This is a genomic window from Cellulosimicrobium sp. ES-005 (assembly GCF_040448685.1).
Classification (GTDB): Bacteria; Actinomycetota; Actinomycetes; order Actinomycetales; family Cellulomonadaceae; genus Cellulosimicrobium; species Cellulosimicrobium cellulans_G.
Window position 1 is genome coordinate 2,132,714 of sequence record NZ_CP159290.1, and the last position, 25,758, is coordinate 2,158,471.

Consider the following 25,758-nt stretch of genomic DNA (forward strand, 5'->3'; position numbering starts at 1 on the left):
GTGGCGCGCCGTCGTGCACCCCTCGCCCCGGGGGCCCGACGGAGGGAACCCGCATGGCCGAGCCCCGCACCACCCCGCAGCAGGCGACCCCGACCGCCGCCGCACCCACCGACCAGCCGCCCACCGGATCGGCCGGCGTGCCGGCCGACCTGTCGGCCGGCGGGGTGCCCGGTCTCGCGGTCCGCCCGACCGGGCGCCCCGCACGGCGCCGCGGGCTGACGCTCCACGAGACGGTGCTCGTCGCCGTCCTCGGCGTCGTCTTCGGGTTCGTGTACTGGGCGTTCGTCCAGCTCTGGGCCCCGCTCCAGCTCGCGATGGGCCCCCTCGCGGACCTCGCCGCGAACGTCCTCGCGGGCGCGTGGATCGTCGTCGGCCCGCTCGCCACGTACATCGTGCGCAAGCCGGGGGTCGGCATCCTTGCCGAGACCCTCGCCGCGCTCGTCGAGGTCGTCTTCCTCGCGTCCCCCGCGGGGCCGCTGCTGCTCGTCGTGGGCCTGGTCCAGGGCGTCGGCGCCGAGCTGCCGTTCGCGCTCACGCGCTACCGCCGGTTCGGATGGTGGGTCTTCGTCGCGTCGGGCGTGAGCGCGGCCCTCGTCACGTTCGCCTTCAACGCCGTGCGCTTCGGCTGGATCGGTCAGGACTACGCGATGCTCCGGCTCGGGATCCAGGTCGTGTCGTGCGTCGTGCTGTGCGGCCTCGCGGCCCGCCTCCTCGGCGACGCGCTCGCCCGCACGGGCACCCTCGACGCGTTCGCGATCGGCGCGGCCCGCCGTGGGTGAGGCGACCGCGCACGTGGCTGACGTGACCGCGCACGCGCGCGACGCTGTCACCGCCGCCGACGTGACCGTGCACCTCGGGCACCATGGCACCCGGGTGCTCGACGGCGTCGACGTCACCGTCCCGGCCGGGACGAGCCTGCTGGTCCTCGGCCCGTCCGGGTGCGGGAAGTCGACCCTCCTGCGCGCGCTGGTCGGTGTCGTCCCGCACACCCTCCCGGGCGTCGTCCTGGGCGGCCTCCGCGTGACCGGCGCCGACCCGCGCGAGGTGCCACCGCCCGTGCTCGCCGCCCGCGTGGGCCTCGTCCAGCAGCGGCCCGGCGACCAGCTCTGCCTGGCGCGCGTGGACGAGGAGCTGCGGTTCGCGCTCGAGAACCGTGGCGCCGACCCCCGCACCACGGACGCCCGCGCGACCGCGGCGCTCGCCGCCGTCGGCGCCGCGCACCTGCACGACCGCGCGACCCACGCGCTGTCGGGCGGCGAGGCGCAGCGCGTCGCGGTCGCCGCGGCGCTCGTCGCCGAGCCGGAGCTCCTCGTCCTCGACGAGCCCACCGCGCTGCTGGACCCCGCCGCCGCCCACGACGTCGGGGCCCTCGTCGCCGGCCTCGCGCGCCGCCCCGGACCCGACGGCGGCGACGACGCCGCGCCGCGGCACCGCTCGGTCGTGCTCGTCGAGCACCGCCTGGACGACCTGGGCGCGCTGCCGGACGCGACCCTGGTCCTCGGGCGCGACGGCAGGGTCGTCGCGCACGGCCCCACCGACCGCGTCCTGCGCGAGCACGCGCACGACCTCTCCGGGCTGGGGTGCTGGCTACCCCTCGCCGTCCGCCTCGAGCAGGCGGGCGCGCCCGGGGCGCTCGGCTCCCCCGAGACGGACGACTGGCTGGTCGACCTCGTGCGGTCCTCGCCGTCGCGCTCGACGACCACGGACCGGCCCCCGTCCGGCACGGCGCGACCGGTCGCGCTCCGGGCGCGCGGTCTCTCCGTCCGCCGCAGCGGACTCCGCGCCGGGCGGTCCCGGAGCGACGACCCGGCCGTCGTGCGCGGTGTGGACCTGGACGTCCGCGCGGGCGAGGTGCTCGCCGTCGTCGGTCCCAACGGGGGCGGCAAGTCAACGCTCCTGCGCGGCCTGGCCGGGCTCGAGCGCACCACGGGCGAGGTGGCGACCGCGACGGGCGAGCCCGTCGCGATGGTGTTCCAGGACCCCGAGCACCAGCTCGTCGCCCGCACGGTGCGCGAGGAGGTCGCCTGGTCGGCCCGGCTCGCCCGCGTCGACGACGTCAAGGCGCGCGTGGCCCGGACCCTCGCCGCGTTCGGGCTCGCGCACCTCGCCGACGCGAACCCGTACCGGCTCTCGGGCGGCGAGCAGCGGCGCCTGTCCCTGGCGACCGCGACCGTCCTGGACCCGCCGGTCCTCCTCGCCGACGAGCCCACGTTCGGGCTGGACCGGGCCCAGGCCGCCACGGTCGCCCACGTGCTGCGGGGGCGCGCCGACGCGGGCGGCGCCGTGGTCGTCGTCTCGCACGACCTCTCGCTCGTCGCGGCGCTCGCCGACCAGGTCGCCGTGGTCGTGGACGGCACGCTCGCCACGGTCGCGGAGCCGTCGGCGGTCCTCGCCGACGACGCGCTGTGCGCGCTGGCGGGCCTGCGCCGACCCCCGCTGCTCGACTGGTGGGCGCGCGTAGGCCGCGGTCGCGGCGTCGACCCGGGGGCGCTCGTCCGCGCGCTCGACGCGGCGTTCGACGCCCGGCACGACGTCGTGCCGGGCGCCGATCCCGGGACGGCGAGACTCGCGCCCACGGCCGCGGTCGCCGCGGAGGTCGCCCCGTGACCGGCCCCCGCCCGACCGCGCTCGAACGCTGGAACCCGACGGTCAAGCTCGCGACGGTGCTCGTCGTCTCGACGGCCGCACTCCTCGTCACCGACCCGGTGACCCCGACGATCGGCTGGGTGCTCACCGTCACCGCGCTGCTGACGCTCGGACGCGTCCCCGTGCGGACCCTCGCGCTCGCCCACGTCCCGTTCGCGGTGTTCGCGACGAGCCTCCTGGTCGTCAACGTCGCCACCCGGCCCGGGGGCGACGCCGTCCCGCTGGGTCCGCTCACCGTCGGCGCGGACGGGCTGACGATCGGCGCGGCGCTCGCGCTGCGCACCCTGCTCGTCGGCGCGCTGTCCCTCGCGCTCGTCCTCACGACCGACCCCGTCCGCCTCATGACGAGCCTGCACCAGCACGCGCGCCTGCCCGCGACCTGGACGTTCGCGGTGCTCGCCGCGCACCGGCTCCTCGTCGAGCTCCCCGACGCGTGGCACACGATCCGCTGCGCCCAGGCGGTCCGCGACCCCCGGCGGCGCCGGGGCACGCTCCCTCGGTCGCCGCGGTCGCTCGGTGCGGCCGCCTTCGCGCTCCTCGTCGGCGCGGTGCGCCGGTCCGAGCGGCTCACGGTCGCGCTCGAGTCGCGCGGGCTGGGTTCCGGACCCCGGACGTCCTCACGGCCCGTCCCGCTCGGCGTGCCCGACGTCGTCGCGGCAGGCGCCGTCCTGGCCGTCGCCGGCGCGGTGGTCGCGGCGGGCGTCCTCGGGGGGTGGGTGACCGGGATCGGCGCGCTCACTGCCTGAGGCGACACCGCCGCCGACGCTCCCGGGCGAACCCGGCCGACCGATCGACCGGCCAACGGGCGAGCAGCCTCACGCGGGCTCGACGACCGTCCCCTCGCCCGGGACCCCGAGCGCGACCGCACGGACGCCGCCGTCACGCCCGTGCTCGCGATAGGAGCGGAACGCGAGCGGCACGCCGCGCGCGACGTGCGCGTCGGGCCCGTCCATGGCCTGCACGTGCACGTGCGGCTGCGTCGAGTTCCCCGAGTTCCCGCACCGACCCACCACGTCGCCCGGCCCCACCCGCTGCCCGGGGCGCACCTCGACCGACCCGCGACGCAGGTGGGCCAGGACCACGAACACGCCCGGGACGTCGAGCGCGAGCACCACGTGGTTGCCCGCGAGCGCCGCGCCGCCGGCACGCGCCCGGGACGCCTGCGTGAGCGCGTACCCGAGCAGCGCGAGCGGCGAGCGCCGGGCCTCGTGGTCGCGCTCGCCGTCGTGCGCCGCGACGACCGTGCCCGTGCCGGGCGCGAGGACGGGCAGGCCGAAGCCGAGGAACCGTTCAGGCGGCTCGGTGCCGAGCGCGGTGCGCCAGTCGCGCACGTCCGCGGTGCGGCGGCCGCGGACCGCGACGAAGTCGATCGCGTAGGTCGTGGCGAACAGGTGCGTCCCGTGGCTCGGGACGCGCCGCGCCGGGCTGTTCTGCACGAGCCACGTGCCCGCGAACGGCAGGGCGAGCTCGACCGCGTCCGCCACGTCGTCGCGCCTCCCCTCGCCCCGCACGCCGTCCGGTCGGTCCGTCAGCCGCCCGCCGGCACCACCCGCGGGTGCAGGTCCTCGGCGGGCGGCGCCCACGTCGCGGCGTCGGCGTCCACCTGCTCGCCCGAGCGGATGTCCTTGACCTGGTCGGGCGAGCGCGTCCCGTCCTCCTCGGCGCGCCCCGGGAACCAGACGAACGGGATCCCGCGCCGGTCGGCGTAGCGGATCTGCTTGCCGAACTTGGCGGCGGCGGGCGCGACCTCGACCGGGACGCCCCGCGACCGCAGCGCGGTCGCGATGGCGTCGGACGCGCCGCGCGTCTCCTCGCTCGTCACCGCGACGACGACGGCGCTCGGCACGGAGCGCGTCGCCCGGACCAGGCCCGCCGAGAGCAGGCGCGACACGAGGCGGGACACGCCGATCGACAGGCCGACCCCGGGGTAGGTGTTCGCGCCGTCGGACGCGAGCGTGTCGTACCGGCCGCCCGAGCAGATGGACCCGAGCTGCTCGTGCCCGACGAGCACGGTCTCGTAGACCGAGCCCGTGTAGTAGTCGAGCCCGCGCGCGATCTTGAGGTCGGCGACGACGACGCCCGGGGCGCGCACGCTCGCCGCCTCGACCAGCGCGCCGAGCTCGCCGAGACCCGTCTCGAGCAGATCGCTCACCACGCCGTGCTCGGCCGCGAGCGCCCGCACGCGGTCGACGACGCCCGTGTCGCTCCCGCTGATCGCCGCGAGCGCGAGGCACGCCTCGGCCTGCTCCGGGGTGGTGCCCGCCTCGGCGACGAGGAGCCCCGCGACCTTCTCCGGCCCGATCTTGTCGAGCTTGTCGATCTGGCGCAGGACCTCGTCCACGGCGTCGATCCCGAGACCGCGGTAGAAGCCCTCGGCGACCCGGCGGTTGTTGACCAGGACGCGGACCTCGGGCACGCCGATGTCGCGCAGCGCGCCGAGCGCCTCCGCCATGACGAGCGGCAGCTCGACCTCGTAGTGGTACGGCAGCTCGCCCGCGCCGACGACGTCGATGTCGGCCTGGGTGAACTCGCGGAAGCGTCCGTCCTGGGGGCGCTCGCCGCGCCACACCTTCTGGATCTGGTAGCGCTTGAACGGGAAGGCGAGGTGCCCGGCGTTCTCCAGCACGTAGCGCGCGAAGGGGACCGTGAGGTCGAAGTGCAGGCCGAGCTGCTTGTCGCCCTTGTCCCGGCGGGTGTCGTCGGCGTCGCCGGCCTCCTCCTGCAGGCGCCGCAGGACGTAGACCTCCTTGGACGTCTCGCCCTTGCGCAGGAGCTGGTCGAGCGGCTCGACCGCGCGCGTCTCGATCCCCCCGAACCCGTGCAGCTCGAACACGCGGCGCAGGGTGTCGAGGACGTGCTGCTCGACGATCCGACCGTCGGGGAGCCATTCGGGGAAACCGGAGAGGGGTGTGGGCCTGGCCATGGGTCAGATCTTCCCAGACGCTGGCACGGTCGTCCGCATCGTCCCGGCCGACGGACGGGCCGGCCCGCGCACGTCAGGCCGCGAGGAACGGGTTGGTCGCGAGCTCGCGCGCGACCGCGGTCGCGGGCCCGTGGCCCGGCAGCACGTCCCACGCGGGGTCGAGGCGCCCGACGACGTCGCGCAGCGTGCGGGCCATCGTCGCGCCGTCCCCGCCGGGCAGGTCCGTGCGGCCGACCGAGCCCGCGAAGAGCACGTCGCCGCTGAGCACGATCCCCGTCCCGGGCTCGCCCACGAGGTAGAGGGTCGACCCTTCGGTGTGCCCGGGGGCCCCGACGGCGCGCAGCACGAGGTCGCCCCAGCGCAGCACCCGCTCCTCACCCGCCGCGACGTCGAACGTCTCCACGCGGGTCGGCTCGCGGTAGTCCTCCGGCCGGGCCCCGGCCGCGGCGAGGGCCGCGCCGAGCGGACCGGAGACGAGCGAGCGCGCGCCCCGGTCGCCGGTGGGCGAGCCGTGCTCGAGGCTGCCGAACGGGTCGGCGAGCCGGTAGGCGTCGGCCGCGTGCAGGACGACGGGCACGTCGAACCGGTCCGCGAGCGCCGCGGCGTCCCACGTGTGGTCCACGTGCCCGTGCGTCGCGAGCACGGCGCGCGGGACGAGCCCCGCGGACTCGACCAGGGCGACGACCGCGTCCACCACCCCCGCGCCGGCGTCGACCACGACGCAGTCGCCGCCCGGGGCGCTCAGCACCGTGCAGTTCGTCCCGAAGACGGGCGCCACGACGACGCGCACCGTCACGGCGGGCACGTCGCGGGGCTCGGCACCGGGCTCGTCGGAGGGGGCGTCGGACGGGGGCGTGGGCGGGTTGCCACGGGGTCGGTCCACGCGCCCGAGGGTAGCCCGCGCCGCCTCGCCCGGTCTCCGGCGACGGGCTCGCGCCCGGGCGGGGCCGGAGCGGTCGATACCGGACCGTGACCTGCGCGCGGCAAATCCACCCGCCACCAGGGCGCTCGGTGCCTAGACTGTCCCGTACCGACCGCGGCCGCACCGGGGTCGACCGTGCGCGCCACGACGGCGCCGGACGAAGGAGCTGGGGTGTCGACGAAGAGTCGCGAGCGCGAGCAGGCGCGCCGTCGTGAGGAGAAGTGGGACCGCCACGTGGCCCAGCTCCGCGCGAAGCGCCAGCGGACCTGGTCGATCGTCGGCGTCGTCGCGGCGCTCGTCGTGATCGGCGTCGCCGTGTGGTGGGCGCTGTCCGCCACCCAGGCACCCGGCACCGACGCCGGCGGCGACGGCGACGCGACCGCTCCGTCGGCGTCCGGCGAGCACACCCTGCCCCCGGCCTCCGCCGCCGAGGGGCGCGACTGGACGTCGACGCTCACCACGAGCGCGGGCGACATCACCCTCACCCTCGACGGAGCGGACGCGCCGCAGGCCGTCGCGAGCTTCGTGTCCCTCGCCGAGTCCGGGTACTTCGACGGCACGACGTGCCACCGCCTCACCACGTCCGGCATCTACGTGCTCCAGTGCGGCGACCCGACCGGCACCGGAACCGGCGGCCCGGGCTACTCGTTCGGCCCCATCGAGAACCCTCCGTCCGACGACGTGTACCCCGCGGGGACCGTCGCCATGGCGCGCCAGGGCGGCAACGCCGAGTCGATGGGCTCCCAGTTCTTCCTCGTCTACGAGGACTCGACCATCCCGTCCGACGCGGCGGGTGGTTACACGGTGTTCGGCACCATCACGTCCGGCCTGGACGTCGTCCAGGCAGTCGCTGACGCGGGGACGCAGGACGGATCCGGCGACGGGTCCCCCGCCACCCCGGTCACCATCGAAGGAGTTGAGACCCAGTGAGCGATCCCGCCAAGGACCAGGCGAGCGCACCGGCACCGGAGCCCGCGGAGGCGAGCGAGACCGGACGGGTCGACGCGACAGACGTGGAGACGACGGATTCCGCGGCCGTCACCGACGCTTCCGCCGGGAGCGCCGACGCGAGCGAGGTCTCGACGACCGAGACCCCGGTCCCCGCGGCCGAGCAGCCCGCGGCCGAGGAGCCCGCCGAGGCGCCGACGACCGAGCAACCCGCCGAGGAGCCTGTCGTCACCGAGCAGCGGCCGGACGCTGCCTCGGAGGCAGCCGACGCGCCGGGTTCCGCGCCGAGCGGCGAGGAGACCGCGCCGGCCGTCGCCGAGACCGCCGCCGGCGCCGAGCCGACGGACGAGGCCGCCGTCGAGACCGAGCCCGGCGACGCGTCGACCACCGTCGCGCAGGACGCCGAGACAGCCGAGGACCCGGCACCCGCCGAGGCCGAGACCGAGACCGCGCCTTCCGCCGAGGCTCCGGCTGCGGCGAAGCCCGCCGCCCCGCGGCCGGGCCCGCGCCCCAAGCCCTCGGCCGTACCCCGCCCGCCGCGCAAGCCCGCTCCCGCGGCCGGGGGCGCCCCGGCCGCGCCGGCCGCCGTGCCCGAGGTGCCCGCCGTCCCGGCGCTCGCCGACGACTCCGCGGCGGCGAAGGCCGCGGCCGAGTTCGGCCGAGTCGACGAGGACGGCACCGTCTACGTCCGCGAGAGCGCCGGCGAGCGTTCCGTGGGTCAGTTCCCCGGCGTCGACACCGACGAGGCGCTCGCGCTGTACGTGCGGCGCTACCTCGACCTCCAGGCGAAGGTCGCGCTCTTCGAGGCGCGGCTGACGAGCACGGACCTGTCGGTCAAGGAGATCGACCAGACGATCGCCCGCCTGACGGAGGAGACCGCCGAGCCGTCCGCCGTCGGCGACCTCGACGGCCTGCGCGCGCAGGTCGAGTCGCTGCGCGGTGCCGCGGCCGAGCGCCGCGGCCAGCTCGAGGCGGAGCGGGCCGCCGCGAAGGCCGCGGCCCTCGAGGCGCGGACCGAGATCATCGAGGCGGCCGAGAAGATCGCCGCGACCGACCCGAGCCGCATGCAGTGGCGTCCCGCCGGCGAGGAGCTGCGCGGCCTGCTCGACCGCTGGAAGGAGGCGCAGCGCTCCGGCCCGCGCATCGACCGGGCGAGCGAGGAGGCCCTCTGGAAGCGGTTCAGCCACGCGCGGACCGCGTTCGACCGGGAGCGCCGGCACTACTTCGCCGAGCTCGAGCAGCGCAACGCCTCCGCCAAGGCCGCCAAGGAGAAGCTGGTCGCCGAGGCCGAGGCGCTCTCGTCGAGCACCGACTGGGGCCCGACCGCCGGCGCGTACCGCGACCTCATGGCGCGCTGGAAGGCCGCGGGACGTGCGAGCCGCAAGGACGACGACGCGCTGTGGGCCCGGTTCCGCGCCGCGCAGGACACGTTCTTCCAGGCCCGCGACGCGGTGAACTCGGCCACGGACGCGGAGTACGCCGCCAACCTCGAGGTCAAGGAGGCGCTCCTGACCGAGGCGGAGAAGCTCGTCCCGGTCAAGGACCTCGGGGCGGCGAAGGCCGCGCTGCGCGACCTCCAGGAGCGGTGGGAGGAGGCCGGCCGCGTGCCCCGCGGCGACCTGCAGCGCGTCGAGGGTCGCCTGCGCGCCGTCGAGAACGCCGTCCGCGACGCCGAGCAGGCGCAGTGGACGCGGACCAACCCCGAGACGCGTGCGCGCGCCGAGGGTGCCGCGGCGCAGCTGGAGGCGGCGATCGAGGGCCTCGAGGCGGACCTCGCGGCCGCGCAGTCCCGTGGCGACGCCCGCGCGGTCAAGGATCTCGAGACCGCGCTGACCGCGCGCCGCGCCTGGCTCGAGCAGGTCGTGCGCGCGGCGGAGGACTCGCGCGGCTGACGCGCCGTCCTTCTGCTCTCGGTCCGGAGGGGCCGGCACTCGTCCACAGGCGAGCGCCGGCCCCTTCCGCGTGCCCGGGCCGATGGTGCACGGTGTGCGCATGCCTCCCGCCCCTCCCACCGCCGCACCCGCTGCCGGAGCCGCCGCGACCCTGGCGCGCCTCCTCGCGCCCCGCACCACGGATGTGGGGCTCCTGGTCGTCCCGGCCGACGTCGGGGGGCGCGCGGCCTTCCAGGACCTCGTGCGGTCCGGCGCGCTCCGCCGCCTCTGGGGCGAGGTCGGCGCGCCCGCGCGGGTGCCGGACACGCCGACCCTCCGCGCGCTCGCCGTCCGCGACCTCGTCCCGCCGGGGACCGTCCTCGCCGGGAGCGCCGCGGCCTGGGTGCTGTGCGGGTCGACCGCGCCGCGCGTGCTCGACGTCGTGTACCCGCCCGGTCGGCACCGTCCCGCGCCGCTCGCGGGACGCGCTCCGCGCCAGTCCCACGTGCTGCGCGACGACCGCACCCTGGTCGCGGGGGTGCTGGTGACGTCGGTCGTGCGGACCGCCCTGGACGTCGCCACGCGCTGCGAGCCCGCCGAGGCGCTCACGACCCTCCGCCGGCTACGCGACGTGTGCGGGCTGGAGCCGCGGGTCGCGACCCGGTCGCTCGAGCTGCGCCACCGGTGGGCCGGACGGCCGCAGGCACGGCGCACCCTCGCGCTCCTGCTCGCCGGGGAGGAGGACCCGGTCTAGGTTGGTCGGCATGGCCGCAGCCACGACCCCTCCCGTCGAGCTCGACGTCCGCGGCCGGACCGTGCGCGTCACGAGCCCGGACCGCGTCGTCTTCCCTGCCCGCGGGGTGACCAAGCTCGACGTCGTGCAGTACTTCCTCAGCGTCGGGGACGGGATCCTCGGCGCCCTGGTCGACCGTCCGACGACGCTCGAACGCTGGCCCAAGGGCGTGTTCGAGGGTGCACGGATGAGCACGCGCACCGACAACACCGGCGACGCGTTCTACCAGAAGCGCGTCCCCAAGGGCGCGCCGGACTACGTGCGCACCGCCCGCATCGCCTTCCCGAGCGGGCGGACCGCCGACGAGGTGTGCCCGACCGAGCTGGCCGTCGTCGCCTGGGCCGCGAACCTGGGGACCCTGACCTTCCACCCGTGGCCCGTGCGGGGCGAGGACGTCGAGGCCGTGGACCAGCTCCGCATCGACCTCGACCCCCAGCCCGGGACCGACTTCGACGACGCCGTGCGCGTCGCGCCGCACCTGCGCGAGCTGCTCGACGAGCTGGGCCTGCCCGGCTACCCGAAGACGTCCGGCGGCCGCGGCATCCACGTCTTCGTGCCGATCGCGCCCGAGTGGGACTTCGTCGCCGCGCGGCGCGCGACGATCGCGATCGGGCGCGAGCTCGAGCGTCGCCTCCCCGACCAGGTCACCACCAAGTGGTGGAAGGAGGAGCGCGGCGCCAAGATCTTCGTCGACTACAACCAGATGGCGCGCGACCGCACCATCGCCTCGGCGTACTCGATCCGCTCCAACCAGCGCGCGACCGTCTCGGCGCCGCTGCGCTGGGAGGAGCTCGGCGACGTCCACCCGGACGACTTCGACGTGCTGTCGATGCCCGCGCGCTTCGCCGAGGTAGGCGACCTCTTCACGCCGCTGCGCGCCGACCGGGACGACGCGGGGGCGTCGCTCGAGGCAGCGCTCGAGCTGTCCCGGAGGGACGAGGCCGAGCACGGGCTCGGCGACCTCCCCTATCCCCCGGAGTACCCGAAGATGCCGGGCGAGCCCAAGCGCGTCCAACCGAGCAAGGATCGCGACCGGCCCCGCGCCTAGCCCCGAGCGTCCCGACGCCCGGCCGCGGCACGACCCACCCGTCAGTCGACGCCGGGAGCGCCTGGCAGGATGTCGGTGAGGTCGTAGCTGACCGGCTCCTCGAGCTGGTCGTACGTGCACGACGACGGGTCGCGGTCGTCGCGCCAGCGCCGGAACTGGGCCGTGTGCCGGAACCGTGTGCCCTCCATGTGGTCGTACGCGACCTCGAGGACGCGCTCGACGCGCAGCGGCGTGAACGACAGGTCCTTGCCGGAGCTCCACCGCGACACCGCGCCGGGCATCCGCTCGCCCGCGGGGTTCTCCCAGCCGGACCAGGGGTGCGCGTCGGCTTCCGGCGTGCCCGGCTCGACGACGAGCGGCGCGAGCTCGGCGACGAGCGCCGCCCGGCGCGCCGCCGGGAACGACGCGGCGACGCCCACGAACTGGAGCTGGCCGGCGTCGTCGTACAGGCCGAGCAGCAGCGACCCGAGCAGCGGCTTCGCGGGCGTCGACGTCTTGTGCAGCCGGTACCCGGCGAGCACGACGTCCGCCTCGCGCCCGTGCTTGATCTTGAGCATCGCGCGCTTGTTCGGCTGGTACGTCCCGTCGAGCGGCTTGGCGACCACGCCGTCCAGGCCCGCCCCCTCGAACGTGTCGAACCAGTCGCGCGCCACCGCGACGTCGCGGGTCCGCGGGGTGGCGTGCACGTCCGGGCCGTCGAGGCCGAGGGAGTCCAGCACCTCGTGGCGGCGCGCGAGCGGCTGACCCGTCAGGTCGTCGTCGCCGAGGGCCAGCACGTCGAAGACGACGAGCGCGGCCGGCGTCTGTTCGGCGAGGAGGCGCACGCGGGACGCCGCCGGGTGGATGCGCTGCTGCAGCACCTCGAACTCGAGGCGACCGCCGCGCGCGACGACGATCTCGCCGTCGACCACGCAGCGCGCCGGGAGCGCCGCAAGCACCGCCTCGACGACCTCCGGGAAGTAGCGCTCCATCGGTCGCGCGTTGCGGCTGTCGAGCCGTACCTCGTCGCCGTCGCGGTACACGATCGCGCGGAACCCGTCCCACTTCGGCTCGTACACGTACCCGCCCTCGACCGCGTCGGGCTCGGGCACCGCCGGCACGGACTTCGCGAGCATGGGCAGCACGGGAGGCATCACGGGCAGGTCCATGTGCCGATGCTGCCACCGGGCGCGCGGCGCGGCACGACGACGCGGCCGGGGCGCCGCTCCGGGATGCCGCGCTGCGCGGGCGGGCGGCGCCGGGTCAGGCCGGGAGCTGCGTCGCCTCGGCGGCCTTCGTCCCGGTGATGCGGTAGACGTCGAACACGCCGTCGACCTTGCGGACCGCGCTGAGCACCTGCGCGAGGTGCGCCGGCTCGGCCATCTCGAAGACGAAGCGCGACATCGCGACGCGGTCGTTCGAGGTCGACACGGTGGCCGAGAGGATGTTCACGTGGTTGTCGGACAGGACGCGCGTGACGTCGGAGAGCAGGCGCGCCCGGTCGAGCGCCTCGACCTGGATCTGGACCAGGAACATCGCGTTGCTGCCGGTGGTCCACGAGACGTCCACGATGCGCTCCGGCTGGTTGCGCAGCCCGACGACGTTCCCGCAGTCCGCGCGGTGCACGCTCACGCCCTGGCCGCGCGTGATGAACCCGATGATCTCGTCGCCCGGGACGGGGGTGCAGCACTTGGCGAGCTTGACCCAGATGTCGTCGACGCCCTTGACCATGACTCCCGGGTCGCCGGTCCGCACGCGGCGCGCGGTGTGCCCGGGGCGCGCGGTCTCCGCGACGTCCTCGACCGTGCCCTCCTCGCCGCCCATCGCCTGGACCAGCTTGGAGACGACGTTCGCCGCCGACACCTGCCCCTCGCCGATCGCGGCGTACAGCGCCGTGACGTCGGCGAAGCGGAGCTCGTTGGCGAGCGCGACGAGCGACTCGTGCGACAGCAGGCGCTGGATCGGCAGGTTCTGCTTGCGCATCGCCTTGGCGATCGCGTCCTTGCCGTGCTCGACGGCCTCCTCGCGGCGCTCCTTGGAGAACCACTGGCGGATCTTGTTGCGCGCGCGGGGGCTCTTGACGAACGCGAGCCAGTCCCGGCTCGGGCCCGCGTTCTCCGACTTCGAGGTGAGGACGTCGACCGAGTCGCCGTTCTCGAGCGTCGAGTCGAGCGGCACGAGGCGCCCGTTGACGCGCGCGCCCATGGTCCGGTGCCCGACCTCGGTGTGCACCGCGTACGCGAAGTCGACCGGGGTCGAGCCGGCGGGCAGCGCCATGACGTCGCCCTTGGGCGTGAAGACGTAGACCTCGGCGCCGCCGATCTCGAACCGCAGCGAGTCGAGGAACTCCGCGGGGTCCGCCGTCTCGCGCTGCCAGTCGACGAGCTGGCGCAGCCACCGCATGTCGTTCGCGGCGGTGTCGTCCTTCGCGGTCTTCCCGCCCGACTTGGCGGTCTCCTTGTACTTCCAGTGCGCCGCGACGCCGTACTCCGCGCGCCGGTGCATCTCGTGCGTGCGGATCTGGATCTCGACCGGCTTGCCGCCGGGGCCGATGACCGTCGTGTGCAGCGACTGGTACATGTTGAACTTCGGCATCGCGATGTAGTCCTTGAACCGCCCGGGCACGGGGTTCCACCGCGCGTGCAGCGCGCCGAGCGCCGCGTAGCAGTCCCGGACGCTGTCCACGAGGACGCGCGCACCGACGAGGTCGTAGATCTCCGCGAAGTCGTGCCCGCGCACGATCATCTTCTGGTAGATCGAGTAGTAGTGCTTGGGCCGGCCGGTGACCGTCGCCTTGATCTTCGCGCTGCGCAGGTCCGCCGTGACCTGCTCCCGTACGACGGCCAGGTACTCCTCGCGCGCCGGCGCCCGCTCCGCCACGAGGTGCACGATCTCGTCGTAGACCTTGGGGTACAGGGCCTGGAAGGACAGGTCCTCGAGCTCCCACTTGATCGTGTTCATGCCGAGCCGGTGCGCGAGCGGCGCGTAGATCTCGAGCGTCTCGCGCGCCTTGCGGCCCGCCGACGACGACGACACGTACTTCCAGGTGCGCGCGTTGTGCAGGCGGTCGGCGAGCTTGATGACGAGCACGCGGATATCGCGCGCCATGGCGACGACCATCTTGCGCACCGTCTCGGCCTGCGCGGCGTCCCCGTACGTCACCTTGTCGAGCTTGGTCACGCCGTCGACGAGCATGGCGATCTCCTCGCCGTACTCCTCGGTGAGCTGCGCGAGCGAGTAGTCGGTGTCCTCGACCGTGTCGTGCAGCAGCGCGGCGGCGAGCGTCGACCCGTCGAAGCCGAGCTCGGCGAGGATCGTCGCGACGGCGACCGGGTGCGTGATGTACGGGTCGCCGCTCTTGCGCAGCTGACCCCGGTGCGCACGCTCCGCGGTCTCGTAGGCGCGCTCGATGACCGTGAGGTCGGTCCGGGGGTGGTTGGTGCGGACGGCCTGGAGCACGGGCTCGAGCGCGGGGCTGCCCGCGTTCGGTCGGGCACCGAAGCGGACGAGGCGCGACCGCACCCCGCGACCGCCGGAACCGCCCGCGCCGGGAGCGGGCTGCGCGCCCGCCTTCTCCGGGGCGCGCGACGTCCGGGTGTTCTCGCTCATGCGCGCCTCCTTCCGCAGGCCGGCGATCGCCGACACCGTGTCGGCGACCAGCCGAGACGACCGGAGTGGCAATCCTACGACTCGACGTGGACCAGCGTGGCCACGTCGCGGCCCGCGAGCCGCTCCCGACCACCCAGTCCCTCGAGCTCCAGGAGGAACGCGAGGCCGACGACGACGCCTCCCCCGCGCTCGACGAGCTCGGCGCCTGCGGCCGCCGTGCCCCCGGTCGCGAGCACGTCGTCCACCACCAGAACACGCGCACCGGGCGGCAGTGTTCCCGACCGGAGCTCGATCGTCGCGGTGCCGTACTCGAGGTCGTAGGTCACGGCGTCCGTCGGCGGCGGCAGCTTGCCGGCCTTGCGCAGCGGCACGAAGCCGACGCCCAGGTGCGTCGCGAGCGGGGCTCCGATCAGGAAGCCCCGCGCCTCCATGCCCGCGACGAGGTCGATGCCGCCCGCCGCGCGGGCCACGTCCCCGAGCGCCTCGACGACGTGCCCGAAGGCGGCGCCGTCGGCGAGGAGCCCGGTGATGTCGCGGAACGTGATGCCGGGCCCGGGGTAGTCGGGCACGGCGCGGACGAGCTCGAGCACGCGGGAGGCCCGCTGTGCGCCGAGACCGGCGAGGCCGACGGCCCGCAGGCCGTCCACCTCGCCGGTCGGCGTGTGGTGCAGGTCCGTCATCGGGGACGACGGCGACGCGGCTGCGCCTTGTTGCCCAGGTGCTCGCCCGGCTGGAGCTGACGGTGACCCGCCACGCCCGCCGCGGCGAGCACGGCGTCGTCGTCCGACTCCTCGCCCGCGTCCGCGAGCCGCTCGGCGCGCAGCGCCTCGACCTTGCGCGTGTGCGCGGCGATCGCCGGCTCCCGCGTGCGGAGCCAGACCTCGAGCGGCGTCGCGAGGAAGATCGACGACGCGGTGCCCACGGCGATGCCGACGAAGAGCGAGAGCGAGATGTCCCGCAGCGTCCCCGCACCGAGGGCGAAGGCACCGATGAAGAGGATGCCCGCGACCGGGAGCAGCGCGACGACTCCGGTGTTGATCGACCGGACGAGCGTCTGGTTCACACCGAGGTTGGCCCGCTCGGCGTAGGTGCTGCGGGTCTGGTCGAGGATGCCCGCCGTGTTCTCGCGGACCTTGTCGAAGACCACGACCTTGTCGTACAGCGAGTAGCCCAGGATCGTGAGGAACCCGATGATCGTCGACGGCGTGACCTCCCACCCCACCGCGGCGTAGACGCCCGCCGAGATGAGCAGGTCGGCGAGCAGCGCGATGATCGCGGCGAGCGACATGCGCCAGGCGCGGAAGTAGATCGCCATGAAGACCGCGACCAGACCGATGAACACGACGACGCCCCACAGCGCGCGCGACGACACGTCGGCGCCCCAGGTCGGGCCGACGAACGCGCTCGCGACCTCGTTCACGTCGACGCCGTAGGCGTCCGCCAGCGCCTGGCGCACCGCGTTGACCTGGTCCTCGTCGGCGAGCTCGGCGGTCTGGACGCGCAGCGCGCTCTCGCCGACGCTCGACACGCGCGGCTCGGCGTCGGGCGCGACCGAGTGCACGGCGTCGACGGCCGGCTCCTGTGACTTGTCCGTGATGCTCGTGACCGTGAACTCCGAGCCGCCGCGGAAGTCGAGACCCAGGTTGAGCCCCTGGACGGCGATCACGATGACGGACAGCAGGCTGAGGACGCCCACGACGATGAACCAGCGCTTGCGCTGCTGGACGATCGGGTAGGACTTGCGCCCCGTGTAGAGGTCGTTGCCCCACTGCGCGAAGCTACGGGCGGCCATCAGCGGTTCTCCTCGTTCTCACCGTCGATGGCGGACGGCGCGGCGTCCGCCGGCCCGTCCGTTCCACCGGGTGCCGGTTCCTGGGCGGCCGCGCGACGCTCGGCCGCGCGCCGCTCGGCGATCGTCAGTCGTCGTCCGTCCTCGGTGCGCGCCGGCGTCCGCGGGGCGGAGCCGGCGAGGACGAGCTCGTCCTCGCCCTTCGCACCGGTGGGCTCCTGCGCGGCCGTGGGGGTGCGACGGTCGGCGGGCTGACCCGGCCCGACCACCTTCCCCGCGCCCACGTAGCGCGGTCCGCGGGTCTGGAGCCGGTCCGGCGAGAGGCCCGACCACTTGTGCCCGTCCCGGAAGAACGGGACGCGCGCGACGAGCTCCATCACCGGGTGCGTGAACCAGAAGACGACGGCGACGTCGATGATCGTCGTGAGACCGAGTGTGACGGCGAAGCCCTGGACGCCACCCACCGCGAGGAAGTAGAGCACGATCGCGGAGATGAGGTTGACGGCCTTCGCGGCGAGGATCGTGCGGCGGGCACGCCCCCAGCCCTTGGAGACCGCCTGCTGGAGCGTGCGCCCGTCGCGCAGCTCGTCGCGGATACGTTCGAAGTACACGATGAACGAGTCCGCGGTGAAGCCGATCGCGACGATGAGGCCCGCGACGCCCGCCAGGGAGAGCCGGTAGCCGATCCCCCATGACATGAGCGCGATGGTCAGGTAGGTGACCACGCCCGCCACGATGAGCGACGCGATGGTGAGGAACCCGAGCATCCGGTACTGGAAGAGCGAGTAGATGAACACCAGCAGCAGACCGATGACTCCGGCGATGAGGCCCTTCTGGAGCTGCTCGCTGCCGAGCGTCGCCGAGATCTGCTCCTGGCTCTGCACCTCGAACGTCAGCGGGAGGGCGCCGAAGTTGAGCTGGTTGGCGAGCGTCGCGGCCGAGTCGCGCGTGAAGCTGCCGGAGATCTCCGCCTTGCCGTCGGGGATGACGGCCTGGGAGACCGGGGCGGAGATGACGAGCCCGTCGAGGACCATCGCGAACTGGTTCTGCGGGGCCGGCAGCGACGTGAGGCGCGTGGTGACCTCGCGGAACTCCTTGGTGCCCTCGGAGTCGAACTCGAGGTTGACGACCCACTCGTTCGTGACGACGCCGTTCTGCCCGACGCGCAGGCCGGAGTTCGCGTTCGAGATGTCGGTGCCCTCGATCTCGACTGGGCCGAGGATGTACTTGGCCGAGCCGTCGTCGGCGCACGAGACGAACGCGGAGTCGGTCGGGCCGCTGTCGCCGCCGACCTGGTTCTCCGGCAGGGTGCAGTCGAGCGCGTCGAACTCCGCCTGCAGCTCCGGCGTGATCTGCGCCAGGTCGCTGGGGTTCTCCGGGCGGGTCGCCTCCGTGTCGGTCCCGGTCGTCGCGTCGTCGGCGGGGGCGTCCGTCGCCTCGTCCGCCGCGGGATCGGTGGCCTCGTCAGCAGCCGGGTCCGTGGCCTCGTCCGCCGCGGGGTCCGTCGCCTCGTCGGTCGCGGGGTCCGCGGACTCGGTCGCGGGGTCCGCGCTCTCCTCCGTCGCCGCCTCGTCGCCCGTCGCGTCCTCGGCGGGCGTCGCGGTCGGCATGCCGACCGCGAGGACCGGCCGGAACCGCATCTGCGCCGAGGCGCTGACGAGGTCGATCGTCTCCTGGGACGGCTGGCCCGGGATGCCGACGACGATCTTGTCGCGCCCCTGGCTCGTGATCTCCGTCTCGGAGACGCCCTGCGCGTCGATGCGCTGGCGGATGACGTTGATCGCCTGGTTGATCGTCTCGGGGGTGACTGCGGACGCGTCCTCCGTCACGGGCTGCAGGACGATCTGCGTCCCGCCCTCGAGGTCGAGCGCGAGCGCAGGGGCGAAGGAGGCGCCTCCCGGGTTGTCCGCCGAGCGGCCGTCCGTCTTGGTCCCTGCGAAGAGCACGCCGAATAGGACGACGCTCAGGAGCAGGAACAGGACGATCGTCCGGACGGGCCGGGAACGGCGCGTGCTGGAGTTGGCCAACTGTCTGTCTCTTCTCGTGCGGTCGGCCGGGAGGCCGACCAGGTCAGGCGCCGGTCGCTCGGGGCGACCGGCGCACGGTCACTTGCTCTCGGTGCCTTCGTCGCGACGGTCACGGTCCTTGTCCGTGGGCCCGCCGGTCAGGCCGGACAGGTCGTCGGGGACGACGAGGTCGTCGACGTCCTCCTTGGACCCGGACGGCGCGCTGCCGTAGAGCGCGTCGCCGTCGGTCGCCTCGTCGGACGCCGACTCCTCCTCCTCGGGCTCGACCGGCGGGTCGACGAGCTTCGCGATGGCGGCCCGGAGCCACCGGGACTGGTTGCCCGGCGTCGACTCGATCGTGATGACGTCGGCGTCCTCGTCGACGTCGACGATCGTGCCGAACATGCCGGAACCCGTCATCACCTCCTGCCCGGGGGCGAGGTTCGCCCGGAAGTTCTGGGCCTCGCGCTGCTGCTTGCGGGTGCGGCTGGTCATGAGGAACATCGCGCCCGCCGCGAGGGCGAGGATGAGGATGAAGCTGATATCCATGACGGAGTCTCGTGTCCTGTTCTGTGCGGGATCTGCGCGCAGTCTAGGCGTGCGCGCACGGTTCACCAACGAGCCGTCCCGCCGGGGAGTTCCGCCCGCTCGGGCCCCACCCATTCTAGGACCACGTTCGGCGCACCTGTGACCGTCGTCACGGGACGCGCGCCGGACGCGCGGACGGGCTCGCCTCCGGGCTCCCGACGGGACCGCCGTCAGGCGTCGAACAGGGTGCCGCCCTCGCGCGGCGGCGTGAGCCCCAGGTGCGCCCAGGCGGCGGGCGTCGCGACCCGGCCCCGGGGAGTCCGTCCGATCAGACCTTCGCGCACCAGGTACGGCTCGGCGACCGTCTCGACCGTCTCCGCCTCCTCGCCGACCGTCACGGCGAGCGTCGTCAGCCCGACCGGGCCGCCGTTGAAGCGCGTGCACAGGGCCGTCAGGACCGCCCGGTCGAGGCGGTCCAGGCCGATGGGGTCCACCTCGTAGACCTCGAGCGCTGCGCGCGCGGCCGCGAGGTCCATGCTCCCGTCGCCGCGGACCTGCGCCCAGTCGCGCACGCGCCGCAGCAGGCGGTTGGCGATGCGGGGCGTGCCCCGCGAGCGACCGGCGATCTCGCGCGCGGCGTCCGGGTCGAGCACGACGCCGAGCAGCCCGGCGGACCGGGAGAGCACGCGCTCGAGCTCCTCGCTCGAGTAGAAGTCGAGGTGCCCGGTGAACCCGAACCGGTCGCGCAGCGGCGCCGGCAGCAGGCCCGCGCGCGTCGTGGCACCGACGGCGGTGAAGGGCGGCAGCGAGAGCGGGATCGCGCTCGCGCCCGCGCCCTTGCCCACGACGACGTCGACCCGGAAGTCCTCCATCGCCATGTAGAGGAGCTCCTCCGCGGGCCGCGCGAGGCGGTGGATCTCGTCGATGAAGAGCACCTCGCCCTCCTCGAGCGAGGACAGGACGGCCGCGAGGTCCCCGGCGTGCTGGATCGCCGGCCCGGACGTGACGCGCAGCGACGTCCCGAGCTCCGCCGCGATGATCATGGCGAGCGTCGTCTTCCCGAGCCCGGGTGGCCCGGACAGCAGCACGTGGTCCGGCGAGCTCCCGCGGGCGAGCGCGGCCTGGAGCACGAGCGAGAGCTGGTCGCGCACGACGGCCTGCCCGACGAACTCCTCGAGCCTGCGGGGGCGCAGCGCCGCCTCGGCGGCGCGCTCGAGGTCGTCCGCTCCCGCCGCGACGATCCGCTCGGACGAGAACGTGCCGTCCCCGCCGAAGCCGTCCACGCCCACCTGGTCGAAGTTCGCCACGGTCAGCCCCTCGGTCCGCCGAGGACGCGCAGCGCGGCACGCAGCGCGCCGGCCACGTCGGGCGCCTCGACGACGTCGACACCGGCCTCGGCGAGGACGGTGGAGACGGCGTCGTCCGCGGCCTTGAGGTTCCAGCCGAGCCCGACGAGCGCCTCGACCACCTGGTCCCGACGGTCGTCGACCGGGCGCGGGCCGGTCCCGGTGGCCGGCGCGCCCGCCCCGGGGGCGTCGGCCCCGGTGGGCGGCCCGAGCTTGTCGCCCAGCTCGAGCGCGATCCGCTGCGCGCCCTTGGTGCCGATGCCGGGGACACGCACCAGGGCGGCGATGTCGCCACCTCCCACGGCGCGTCGCAGGGCGTCGGGCGTGTGCACCGCGAGCATCGCGAGCGCGAGCCGCGGCCCGACGCCGCTGACGGTCTGGACGGTCTCGAAGACGGTCCGCTCGTCGTCGTCGGCGAACCCGTAGAGGGTGAAGGAGTCCTCGCGGACCACGAGGCTCGTCGCGAGCCGAGCGTCCTCGCCCACGCGCAGGCCCGCGAGGGTCGCCGGCGTGGCGTGCACGAGGTAGCCCACTCCCCCGACCTCGAGCACGGCGCGGTCGAGCTGGACGCTCGCCACGACTCCGCTCAGCGACGCGATCACCCAGGCTCCTCTCCCGGTCGGCTCCGCCGACCTGGTCCGATGGTCCGCCGGCGCGACGACCGCGGACGGCGCCGAGAAGGTGTGTCGAACACCCGTACGACCGCGGTCACTCTAGCAAGGTGCGCCCACGCCCCGGCCGACCGACACGGGCGCCGTCAGCGCGGTGCCCGCCGGGCCTTCGCCGCGTGCTCGGCCGCGGCCCAGGCACGCTGCGCCGGCGTCAGCTCGTGCCGCTCGCCGCCCTGGAGCGCGCCCGAGGGTCGCCACAGGTGGCAGATCGCGAGCGCGAGCGCGTCGGCGGCGTCCGCGGGCCTCGGCGGCTCCGCGAGCCCCAGGATGCTCGCGACCATGCGCTGGACCTGCTCCTTGCCCGCGCGCCCGCTCCCCGTGACCGCAGCCTTGACCTCGGACGGCGTGTGCAGCGCGACGGGGACGCCCCGCTTTGCCGCGCCGACCATCGCGAGACCCGCGGCCTGGGCCGTGCCCATCACGGTCCCGACGTTGTGCTGGGCGAACACGCGCTCGACCGCGACGACGTCCGGAACGTGCTCGTCGAACCACGCGTCGAGCCGCTCCGCGATCCGCAGCAGCCGCAGGTCCACGCTGAGGTCCGGGTCCGTCCGGATCACGCCGACGGCCACGAGCTCGGCCCGCCGCCCCCGCGCGGAGTCCACCACCCCGACGCCGCACCGGGTCAGCCCAGGATCCACACCGAGAACGCGCACCCCGCTAGCCTCCCACGAGCCGACGACGGAACCTCGGCGCCTCGCGGGCACGCACCGAGGTGAGCCGACACCGGCGGGGTGGGTGGGACGCGCGCGGTCGTGGCGGGCCTGGCGGGAGCCGCGAGGGACGAGCGGCGGATGGTAGACCGCGCGCGTCCCACCCACCCCGCACCCAGGGCGACCAGACCTCACCTCGGGCGAACCCAGCGGTCAGTCGTCGTTCTCGAGCTCCGCCATGACCTCGTCCGACGCGTCGAAGTTCGCGTAGACGTTCTGCACGTCGTCGCTGTCCTCGAGCGCGTCGATGAGGCGCAGGATCTTGCGCGCGCCGTCGGCGTCGACCTCGACCTCCATGGACGGGTGCCAGATCGAGTCGGCGGAGTCGTACTCGAGCCCCGCCTCCTGGATCGCCGTGCGCACGGCGACGAGGTCGCTCGCCTCGCACAGGACCTCGATGACCTCGCCGGAGTCGGTGACCTCCTCGGCGCCCGCCTCGAGCGCGGCGAGCATGACGTCGTCCTCGGTCACGCCGTCCGCCTTCGGCACGACGACGAGGCCCTTGCGCGAGAAGAGGTAGGACACGGAGCCCGGGTCGGCGAGGTTGCCGCCGTTGCGGCTGAACGCGAGGCGGACCTCGGAGGCCGCCCGGTTCTTGTTGTCGGTGAGGCACTCGACCAGGACGGCGATGCCGTTGGGGCCGTAGCCCTCGTACATGATCGTCTGGTAGTCGACGGCGTCGGCGCCCGTGCCGGACCCGCGCTTGACGGCGCGGTCGATGTTGTCGTTGGGGACCGACGACTTCTTCGCCTTCTGGATGGCGTCGAACAGCGTCGGGTTGCCCGCGGGGTCACCGCCGCCGGTGCGCGCCGCGACCTCGATGTTCTTGATGAGCTTCGCGAAGAGCTTGCCGCGCTTGGCGTCGATGGCCGCCTTCTTGTGCTTGGTCGTGGCCCACTTGGAGTGCCCTGACATGCGTTCCTACCCCTTCGCGATTCTGACGAACAGCTCGTGCACGCGCGCGTCCCCGGAGATCTCCGGGTGGAACGAGGTGGCGAGCAGCGATCCCTGCTGGACTGCGACGATCCTACCGGCGGCGGCCGCGGGGATGCCGGGCGCCTCGTGATCGGGGATGCGCGCGAGCACGTCGACGCCCGGGCCGACCTCCTCGACCCACGGCGCGCGGATGAACACCGCGTGCACGGTGCCCGCCCCCTCGGCCCCGGCGCGACCGCCGTCCTGGGGGGCGATGCCGGCGAACGCGAGGTCGGTCTCGAACGAGTCGACCTGCCGGCCAAAGGCGTTGCGCCGGACCGTCACGTCGAGCCCGCCGATGGTCCGCTGGTCGGCCGTGCCGCCGAGGATGCGGTCCGCGAGCAGGATCATGCCGGCGCACGAGCCGTAGACCGGCAGGCCCTCGGCGATGCGTGCGCGCAGCGGCTCGTCGAGCTCGAAGATCCGCAGGAGCTTCTCGATGGTGGTCGACTCGCCCCCGGGGAGCACGAGCCCGTCGACCGCGGCGAGCTCCTCGGGGCGCCGCACGCCGACCGTGCGCGCGCCGGCGGCCTCGAGCGCGGCGCGGTGCTCGCGCACGTCGCCCTGCAGCGCCAGGACTCCGATCGTGGTCGTCACGAACGGGAATGATACGTCCGTCGCCGCCCGCACCCCGCCACACCGGTTGCTAGCCTCGCCGTCGTGACCACTCCGCCCGGCCCCGGACCGACACCGCCGTATCCTGCCCAGCCGCCGTCCGGGTATCCCGGTCCTTCGGTCCCGTACCCCGGTCTCCCGCCCCGTCCGCCGCGGAGCACGCGCGGCGCGACGGTCCTGATCGTGGTCGGCGCGGTCCTGCTGGCGGTCGCGCTCGTCGCCGGCGTCCTGGGCGCCACGACCTTCCTGCGGGCGCTGCCGACGGGCGTCGTCGACAGCACGGGCGCCCCCGGCTCGGCCGCGCTCGCCTCCGGCGACGTCCCGGGCGAGGCGGACGTCGCGCTCTCGGGCGGTCGACCGTTCAGCGTGTGGGCGGTCGTGCCGATCGGCGCCGAGGGATTCGACGCCGACGACGTCACCGTGACCTGCCCCGACGGCGACCTCGACGTGCGGCACCCCTCCGTCTCCGGGAGCTCCGGCTTCGGCTCGCACGAGGCGACGACCGTCGCCGAGGTGACCTCGCCGTCGGCCCAGACGTGCACCGTGGCCGTCGCCCAGGGCGACGCGTCCCCCGGGGCGACGTTCGTCGTCACCGAGGGCTGGCGGTTCGGCGAGTTCTTCGCGACGGTCGGCGGCACGATCCTGCTGTGGTTCGTCGCGATCGGCGGGGCGGTCCTCGGTCTGGGGCTCCTCGTCGGCGGGATCGTGTGGCGGGTCGTCGCCCGTCGTCCGTAGCACCGGGCAGGCACTCGCGCGCCGCGGCGGGACTGCCGCGTCGGCCCGGACCTCAGTCCTCGCGAGCTGTCCCGAGGTGGTGCGTGACGCCGTCCCACCCGCGCAGCAGCGGCGCGACGAGGTCGGCCAGGCCCTCGGGGAACACCTCGATCTCGACGCCGCGCAGGTCGTCGAGCGACCACCAGCGCATCTCGTCGACGACGTCGTGCTCGACGTCGGTCCACCCGTCCCGGCTCAGCTCGCCGCGGGCGGTGGTGCCGTCCGTGCGCGCGAGGTAGAGCACCTCGTCCTGGCGGCAGTGCCGGCGGTAGAAGTCGAAGATCGCGCTGCGCGTGTAGACCGGACCCACGAGCGCGTCCGGGTCGAGCCGGATCCCGGTCTCCTCGTGGACCTCGCGCAGCGCCGCGTCGCGGTCGCTCTCACCGGGGTCGACGCCCCCGCCGATGGTGAACCACCACGAGCGCTCGGGCTGGTCCACGTCGTGCCCGCGGGCCAGGAGGATCCGGTCGGCGTCGTCGAGGAGCAGGACGCGGGCGCCCCGACGGAAGTAGAGCCCGTCGTCCCCGAGAACCCAGTCGGGTCCCAGGGACGACGGCGCTCCGGCGGCCTCGGCCATGCGCGCGCGTCAGCCGTCCGTCGCCGGCACTGCGACGGACGGCAGGCCCGTGGCGCGCTCCGTCACCAGCCGCGCTCGGCGAACTGGATCGACCGCGCCGGCTCGTCGACGTTGAGGCCGACCATCGCCTCGCCCAGACCGCGCGAGACCTTCGCGACGACGTCCGGGTCGTCGTAGAACGTCGTCGCCTTGACGATCGCGGCGGCACGCTGCTCCGGGTTGCCGGACTTGAAGATGCCGGAGCCGACGAAGACGCCCTCGGCGCCGAGCTGCATCATCATCGCGGCGTCCGCCGGCGTCGCGATGCCGCCCGCGGTGAACATGACGACGGGCAGCTTGCCCGTGGCGGCGACCTCCTGGACGAGGTCGTACGGCGCCTGGAGCTCCTTCGCCGCGACGAACAGCTCGTCCTCGGGGAGCGAGGCGAGGCGGCGGATCTCGGCGCGGATGGTGCGCATGTGCGTCGTCGCGTTGGAGACGTCGCCGGTGCCCGCCTCGCCCTTCGAGCGGATCATCGCCGCGCCCTCGGCGATGCGGCGCAGCGCCTCGCCGAGGTTCGTCGCCCCGCACACGAAGGGGACCGTGAACTGCCACTTGTCGATGTGGTGGGTGTAGTCGGCGGGCGTGAGCACCTCGGACTCGTCGACGTAGTCCACGCCGAGCGACTGGAGGACCTGCGCCTCGACGAAGTGGCCGATGCGGGCCTTCGCCATGACCGGGATCGAGACGGCCTCGATGATGCCGTCGATCATGTCGGGGTCGGACATGCGCGAGACCCCGCCCTGCGCTCGGATGTCCGCGGGGACGCGCTCGAGGGCCATGACCGCGACCGCGCCGGCGTCCTCGGCGATCTTCGCCTGCTCGGGCGTGACGACGTCCATGATGACGCCGCCCTTGAGCATCTCGGCCATCCCGCGCTTGACCTTGGCGGTGCCGACGGCGCCGGCGCCCTCCGCGGTCGCGGCGCCCGGGGCGCTCTCGGCAGGGACGTTCTGGTCGGCCACGTTGGTCACCGGTACCTCACA

At 74.6% G+C, this 25,758-nt stretch carries 24 protein-coding genes; 8 read left to right on the plus strand and 16 right to left on the minus strand.

Going from position 1 to position 25,758, the window contains the following annotated elements:
* Window positions 1-53: 53 nt before the first annotated feature.
* Genes ABRQ22_RS09345 through ABRQ22_RS09355 form a run of 3 tightly spaced genes read left to right on the plus strand, consistent with a single transcriptional unit; the run spans window position 54 to window position 3,392 of the window.
* On the plus strand, window positions 54-779 hold the full coding sequence (locus ABRQ22_RS09345) for an ECF transporter S component (RefSeq protein ID WP_353709329.1): 726 nt from the start codon (window positions 54-56) through the stop codon (window positions 777-779).
* 13 nt (window positions 780-792) lie between these two features.
* Window positions 793-2,607 carry an ATP-binding cassette domain-containing protein gene (locus tag ABRQ22_RS09350; RefSeq protein ID WP_353709330.1) on the plus strand — a complete coding sequence of 605 codons (1,815 nt, stop codon included), beginning with the start codon at window positions 793-795 and terminating at the stop codon, window positions 2,605-2,607.
* The gene (locus tag ABRQ22_RS09355) at window positions 2,604-3,392 is read left to right on the plus strand and encodes an energy-coupling factor transporter transmembrane component T (protein ID WP_353709331.1); all 789 of its coding nucleotides are present in this window, start codon (window positions 2,604-2,606) and stop codon (window positions 3,390-3,392) included. Before ABRQ22_RS09350 ends, ABRQ22_RS09355 begins: the two co-directional genes overlap by 4 nt.
* A 69-nt stretch (window positions 3,393-3,461) precedes the next feature.
* On the opposite strand, the gene ABRQ22_RS09360 is transcribed toward ABRQ22_RS09355, so the two are convergent.
* The 3 genes from ABRQ22_RS09360 to ABRQ22_RS09370 all read right to left on the minus strand — a co-directional run bounded on the left by ABRQ22_RS09360 (window position 3,462) and on the right by ABRQ22_RS09370 (window position 6,452).
* A complete protein-coding gene (locus ABRQ22_RS09360; RefSeq protein WP_353709332.1) occupies window positions 3,462-4,130 on the minus strand; it encodes a M23 family metallopeptidase in 669 nt (222 codons plus the stop codon).
* 44 nt (window positions 4,131-4,174) lie between these two features.
* Window positions 4,175-5,569 carry a histidine--tRNA ligase gene (gene hisS / locus ABRQ22_RS09365; protein ID WP_353709333.1) on the minus strand — a complete coding sequence of 465 codons (1,395 nt, stop codon included), beginning with the start codon at window positions 5,567-5,569 and terminating at the stop codon, window positions 4,175-4,177.
* A 73-nt stretch (window positions 5,570-5,642) separates the two neighbouring features.
* Complete coding sequence (locus tag ABRQ22_RS09370; protein ID WP_353709334.1) at window positions 5,643-6,452, minus strand: MBL fold metallo-hydrolase; 810 nt, start codon at window positions 6,450-6,452, stop codon at window positions 5,643-5,645.
* A 210-nt stretch (window positions 6,453-6,662) separates the two neighbouring features.
* Between ABRQ22_RS09370 and ABRQ22_RS09375 the strand changes: the two genes are divergently transcribed.
* From ABRQ22_RS09375 to ligD, 4 genes are all read left to right on the plus strand, one after another.
* Complete coding sequence (locus ABRQ22_RS09375) at window positions 6,663-7,421, plus strand: peptidylprolyl isomerase (protein WP_353709335.1); 759 nt, start codon at window positions 6,663-6,665, stop codon at window positions 7,419-7,421.
* The gene (locus ABRQ22_RS09380) at window positions 7,418-9,331 is read left to right on the plus strand and encodes a DUF349 domain-containing protein (RefSeq protein ID WP_353709336.1); all 1,914 of its coding nucleotides are present in this window, start codon (window positions 7,418-7,420) and stop codon (window positions 9,329-9,331) included. Before ABRQ22_RS09375 ends, ABRQ22_RS09380 begins: the two co-directional genes overlap by 4 nt.
* A gap of 100 nt (window positions 9,332-9,431) precedes the next feature.
* On the plus strand, window positions 9,432-10,064 hold the full coding sequence (locus ABRQ22_RS09385; protein ID WP_353709337.1) for a hypothetical protein: 633 nt from the start codon (window positions 9,432-9,434) through the stop codon (window positions 10,062-10,064).
* Between the two features lie 10 nt (window positions 10,065-10,074).
* Window positions 10,075-11,151 carry a non-homologous end-joining DNA ligase gene (ligD, locus tag ABRQ22_RS09390; protein ID WP_353709338.1) on the plus strand — a complete coding sequence of 359 codons (1,077 nt, stop codon included), beginning with the start codon at window positions 10,075-10,077 and terminating at the stop codon, window positions 11,149-11,151.
* A gap of 41 nt (window positions 11,152-11,192) precedes the next feature.
* Here the strand turns inward: ligD and ABRQ22_RS09395 are convergent, their stop codons facing one another.
* The 11 genes from ABRQ22_RS09395 to pdxT all read right to left on the minus strand — a co-directional run bounded on the left by ABRQ22_RS09395 (window position 11,193) and on the right by pdxT (window position 23,364).
* Window positions 11,193-12,299: an ATP-dependent DNA ligase gene (locus ABRQ22_RS09395; protein ID WP_353709339.1), complete on the minus strand. Its 1,107-nt coding sequence runs from the start codon at window positions 12,297-12,299 to the stop codon at window positions 11,193-11,195.
* Window positions 12,300-12,393: 94 nt separating this feature from the next.
* Window positions 12,394-14,739: a bifunctional (p)ppGpp synthetase/guanosine-3',5'-bis(diphosphate) 3'-pyrophosphohydrolase gene (locus ABRQ22_RS09400; protein ID WP_253049293.1), complete on the minus strand. Its 2,346-nt coding sequence runs from the start codon at window positions 14,737-14,739 to the stop codon at window positions 12,394-12,396.
* 74 nt (window positions 14,740-14,813) lie between these two features.
* Complete coding sequence (locus ABRQ22_RS09405) at window positions 14,814-15,419, minus strand: adenine phosphoribosyltransferase (protein ID WP_353709340.1); 606 nt, start codon at window positions 15,417-15,419, stop codon at window positions 14,814-14,816.
* Complete coding sequence (gene secF / locus ABRQ22_RS09410; RefSeq protein ID WP_253049290.1) at window positions 15,416-16,531, minus strand: protein translocase subunit SecF; 1,116 nt, start codon at window positions 16,529-16,531, stop codon at window positions 15,416-15,418. The genes ABRQ22_RS09405 and secF overlap by 4 nt, the downstream gene beginning before the upstream one ends.
* Window positions 16,531-18,555, minus strand: a complete 2,025-nt coding sequence (secD, locus tag ABRQ22_RS09415; RefSeq protein WP_253049288.1) for a protein translocase subunit SecD — start codon at window positions 18,553-18,555, stop codon at window positions 16,531-16,533. The genes secF and secD overlap by 1 nt, the downstream gene beginning before the upstream one ends.
* A gap of 78 nt (window positions 18,556-18,633) precedes the next feature.
* Window positions 18,634-19,083, minus strand: coding sequence for a preprotein translocase subunit YajC (gene yajC / locus ABRQ22_RS09420; RefSeq protein ID WP_253049286.1), 450 nt, complete (start codon window positions 19,081-19,083; stop codon window positions 18,634-18,636).
* Between the two features lie 209 nt (window positions 19,084-19,292).
* A complete protein-coding gene (ruvB, locus tag ABRQ22_RS09425) occupies window positions 19,293-20,369 on the minus strand; it encodes a Holliday junction branch migration DNA helicase RuvB (protein WP_253049284.1) in 1,077 nt (358 codons plus the stop codon).
* A gap of 2 nt (window positions 20,370-20,371) precedes the next feature.
* Complete coding sequence (ruvA, locus tag ABRQ22_RS09430; protein WP_353709341.1) at window positions 20,372-21,010, minus strand: Holliday junction branch migration protein RuvA; 639 nt, start codon at window positions 21,008-21,010, stop codon at window positions 20,372-20,374.
* Between the two features lie 155 nt (window positions 21,011-21,165).
* Window positions 21,166-21,735 (minus strand): crossover junction endodeoxyribonuclease RuvC, encoded by a 570-nt coding sequence (ruvC, locus tag ABRQ22_RS09435; protein WP_353709342.1) that lies wholly within the window; start codon window positions 21,733-21,735, stop codon window positions 21,166-21,168.
* Between the two features lie 210 nt (window positions 21,736-21,945).
* Entirely contained in the window at window positions 21,946-22,707 is a 762-nt protein-coding gene (locus ABRQ22_RS09440) for a YebC/PmpR family DNA-binding transcriptional regulator (RefSeq protein ID WP_141388083.1), read from the minus strand.
* 6 nt (window positions 22,708-22,713) lie between these two features.
* On the minus strand, window positions 22,714-23,364 hold the full coding sequence (pdxT, locus tag ABRQ22_RS09445; protein ID WP_353709343.1) for a pyridoxal 5'-phosphate synthase glutaminase subunit PdxT: 651 nt from the start codon (window positions 23,362-23,364) through the stop codon (window positions 22,714-22,716).
* 201 nt (window positions 23,365-23,565) lie between these two features.
* On the opposite strand from pdxT, the gene ABRQ22_RS09450 reads away from it, so the two are divergent.
* Window positions 23,566-24,117, plus strand: coding sequence for a hypothetical protein (locus ABRQ22_RS09450; protein ID WP_353709344.1), 552 nt, complete (start codon window positions 23,566-23,568; stop codon window positions 24,115-24,117).
* 52 nt (window positions 24,118-24,169) lie between these two features.
* On the opposite strand, the gene ABRQ22_RS09455 is transcribed toward ABRQ22_RS09450, so the two are convergent.
* Together ABRQ22_RS09455 and pdxS are read right to left on the minus strand one after the other, a co-directional pair.
* Window positions 24,170-24,733 (minus strand): NUDIX domain-containing protein, encoded by a 564-nt coding sequence (locus ABRQ22_RS09455; RefSeq protein WP_253049274.1) that lies wholly within the window; start codon window positions 24,731-24,733, stop codon window positions 24,170-24,172.
* Window positions 24,734-24,795: 62 nt separating this feature from the next.
* Window positions 24,796-25,737, minus strand: a complete 942-nt coding sequence (gene pdxS / locus ABRQ22_RS09460) for a pyridoxal 5'-phosphate synthase lyase subunit PdxS (RefSeq protein ID WP_308202263.1) — start codon at window positions 25,735-25,737, stop codon at window positions 24,796-24,798.
* Window positions 25,738-25,758: the final 21 nt, after the last annotated feature.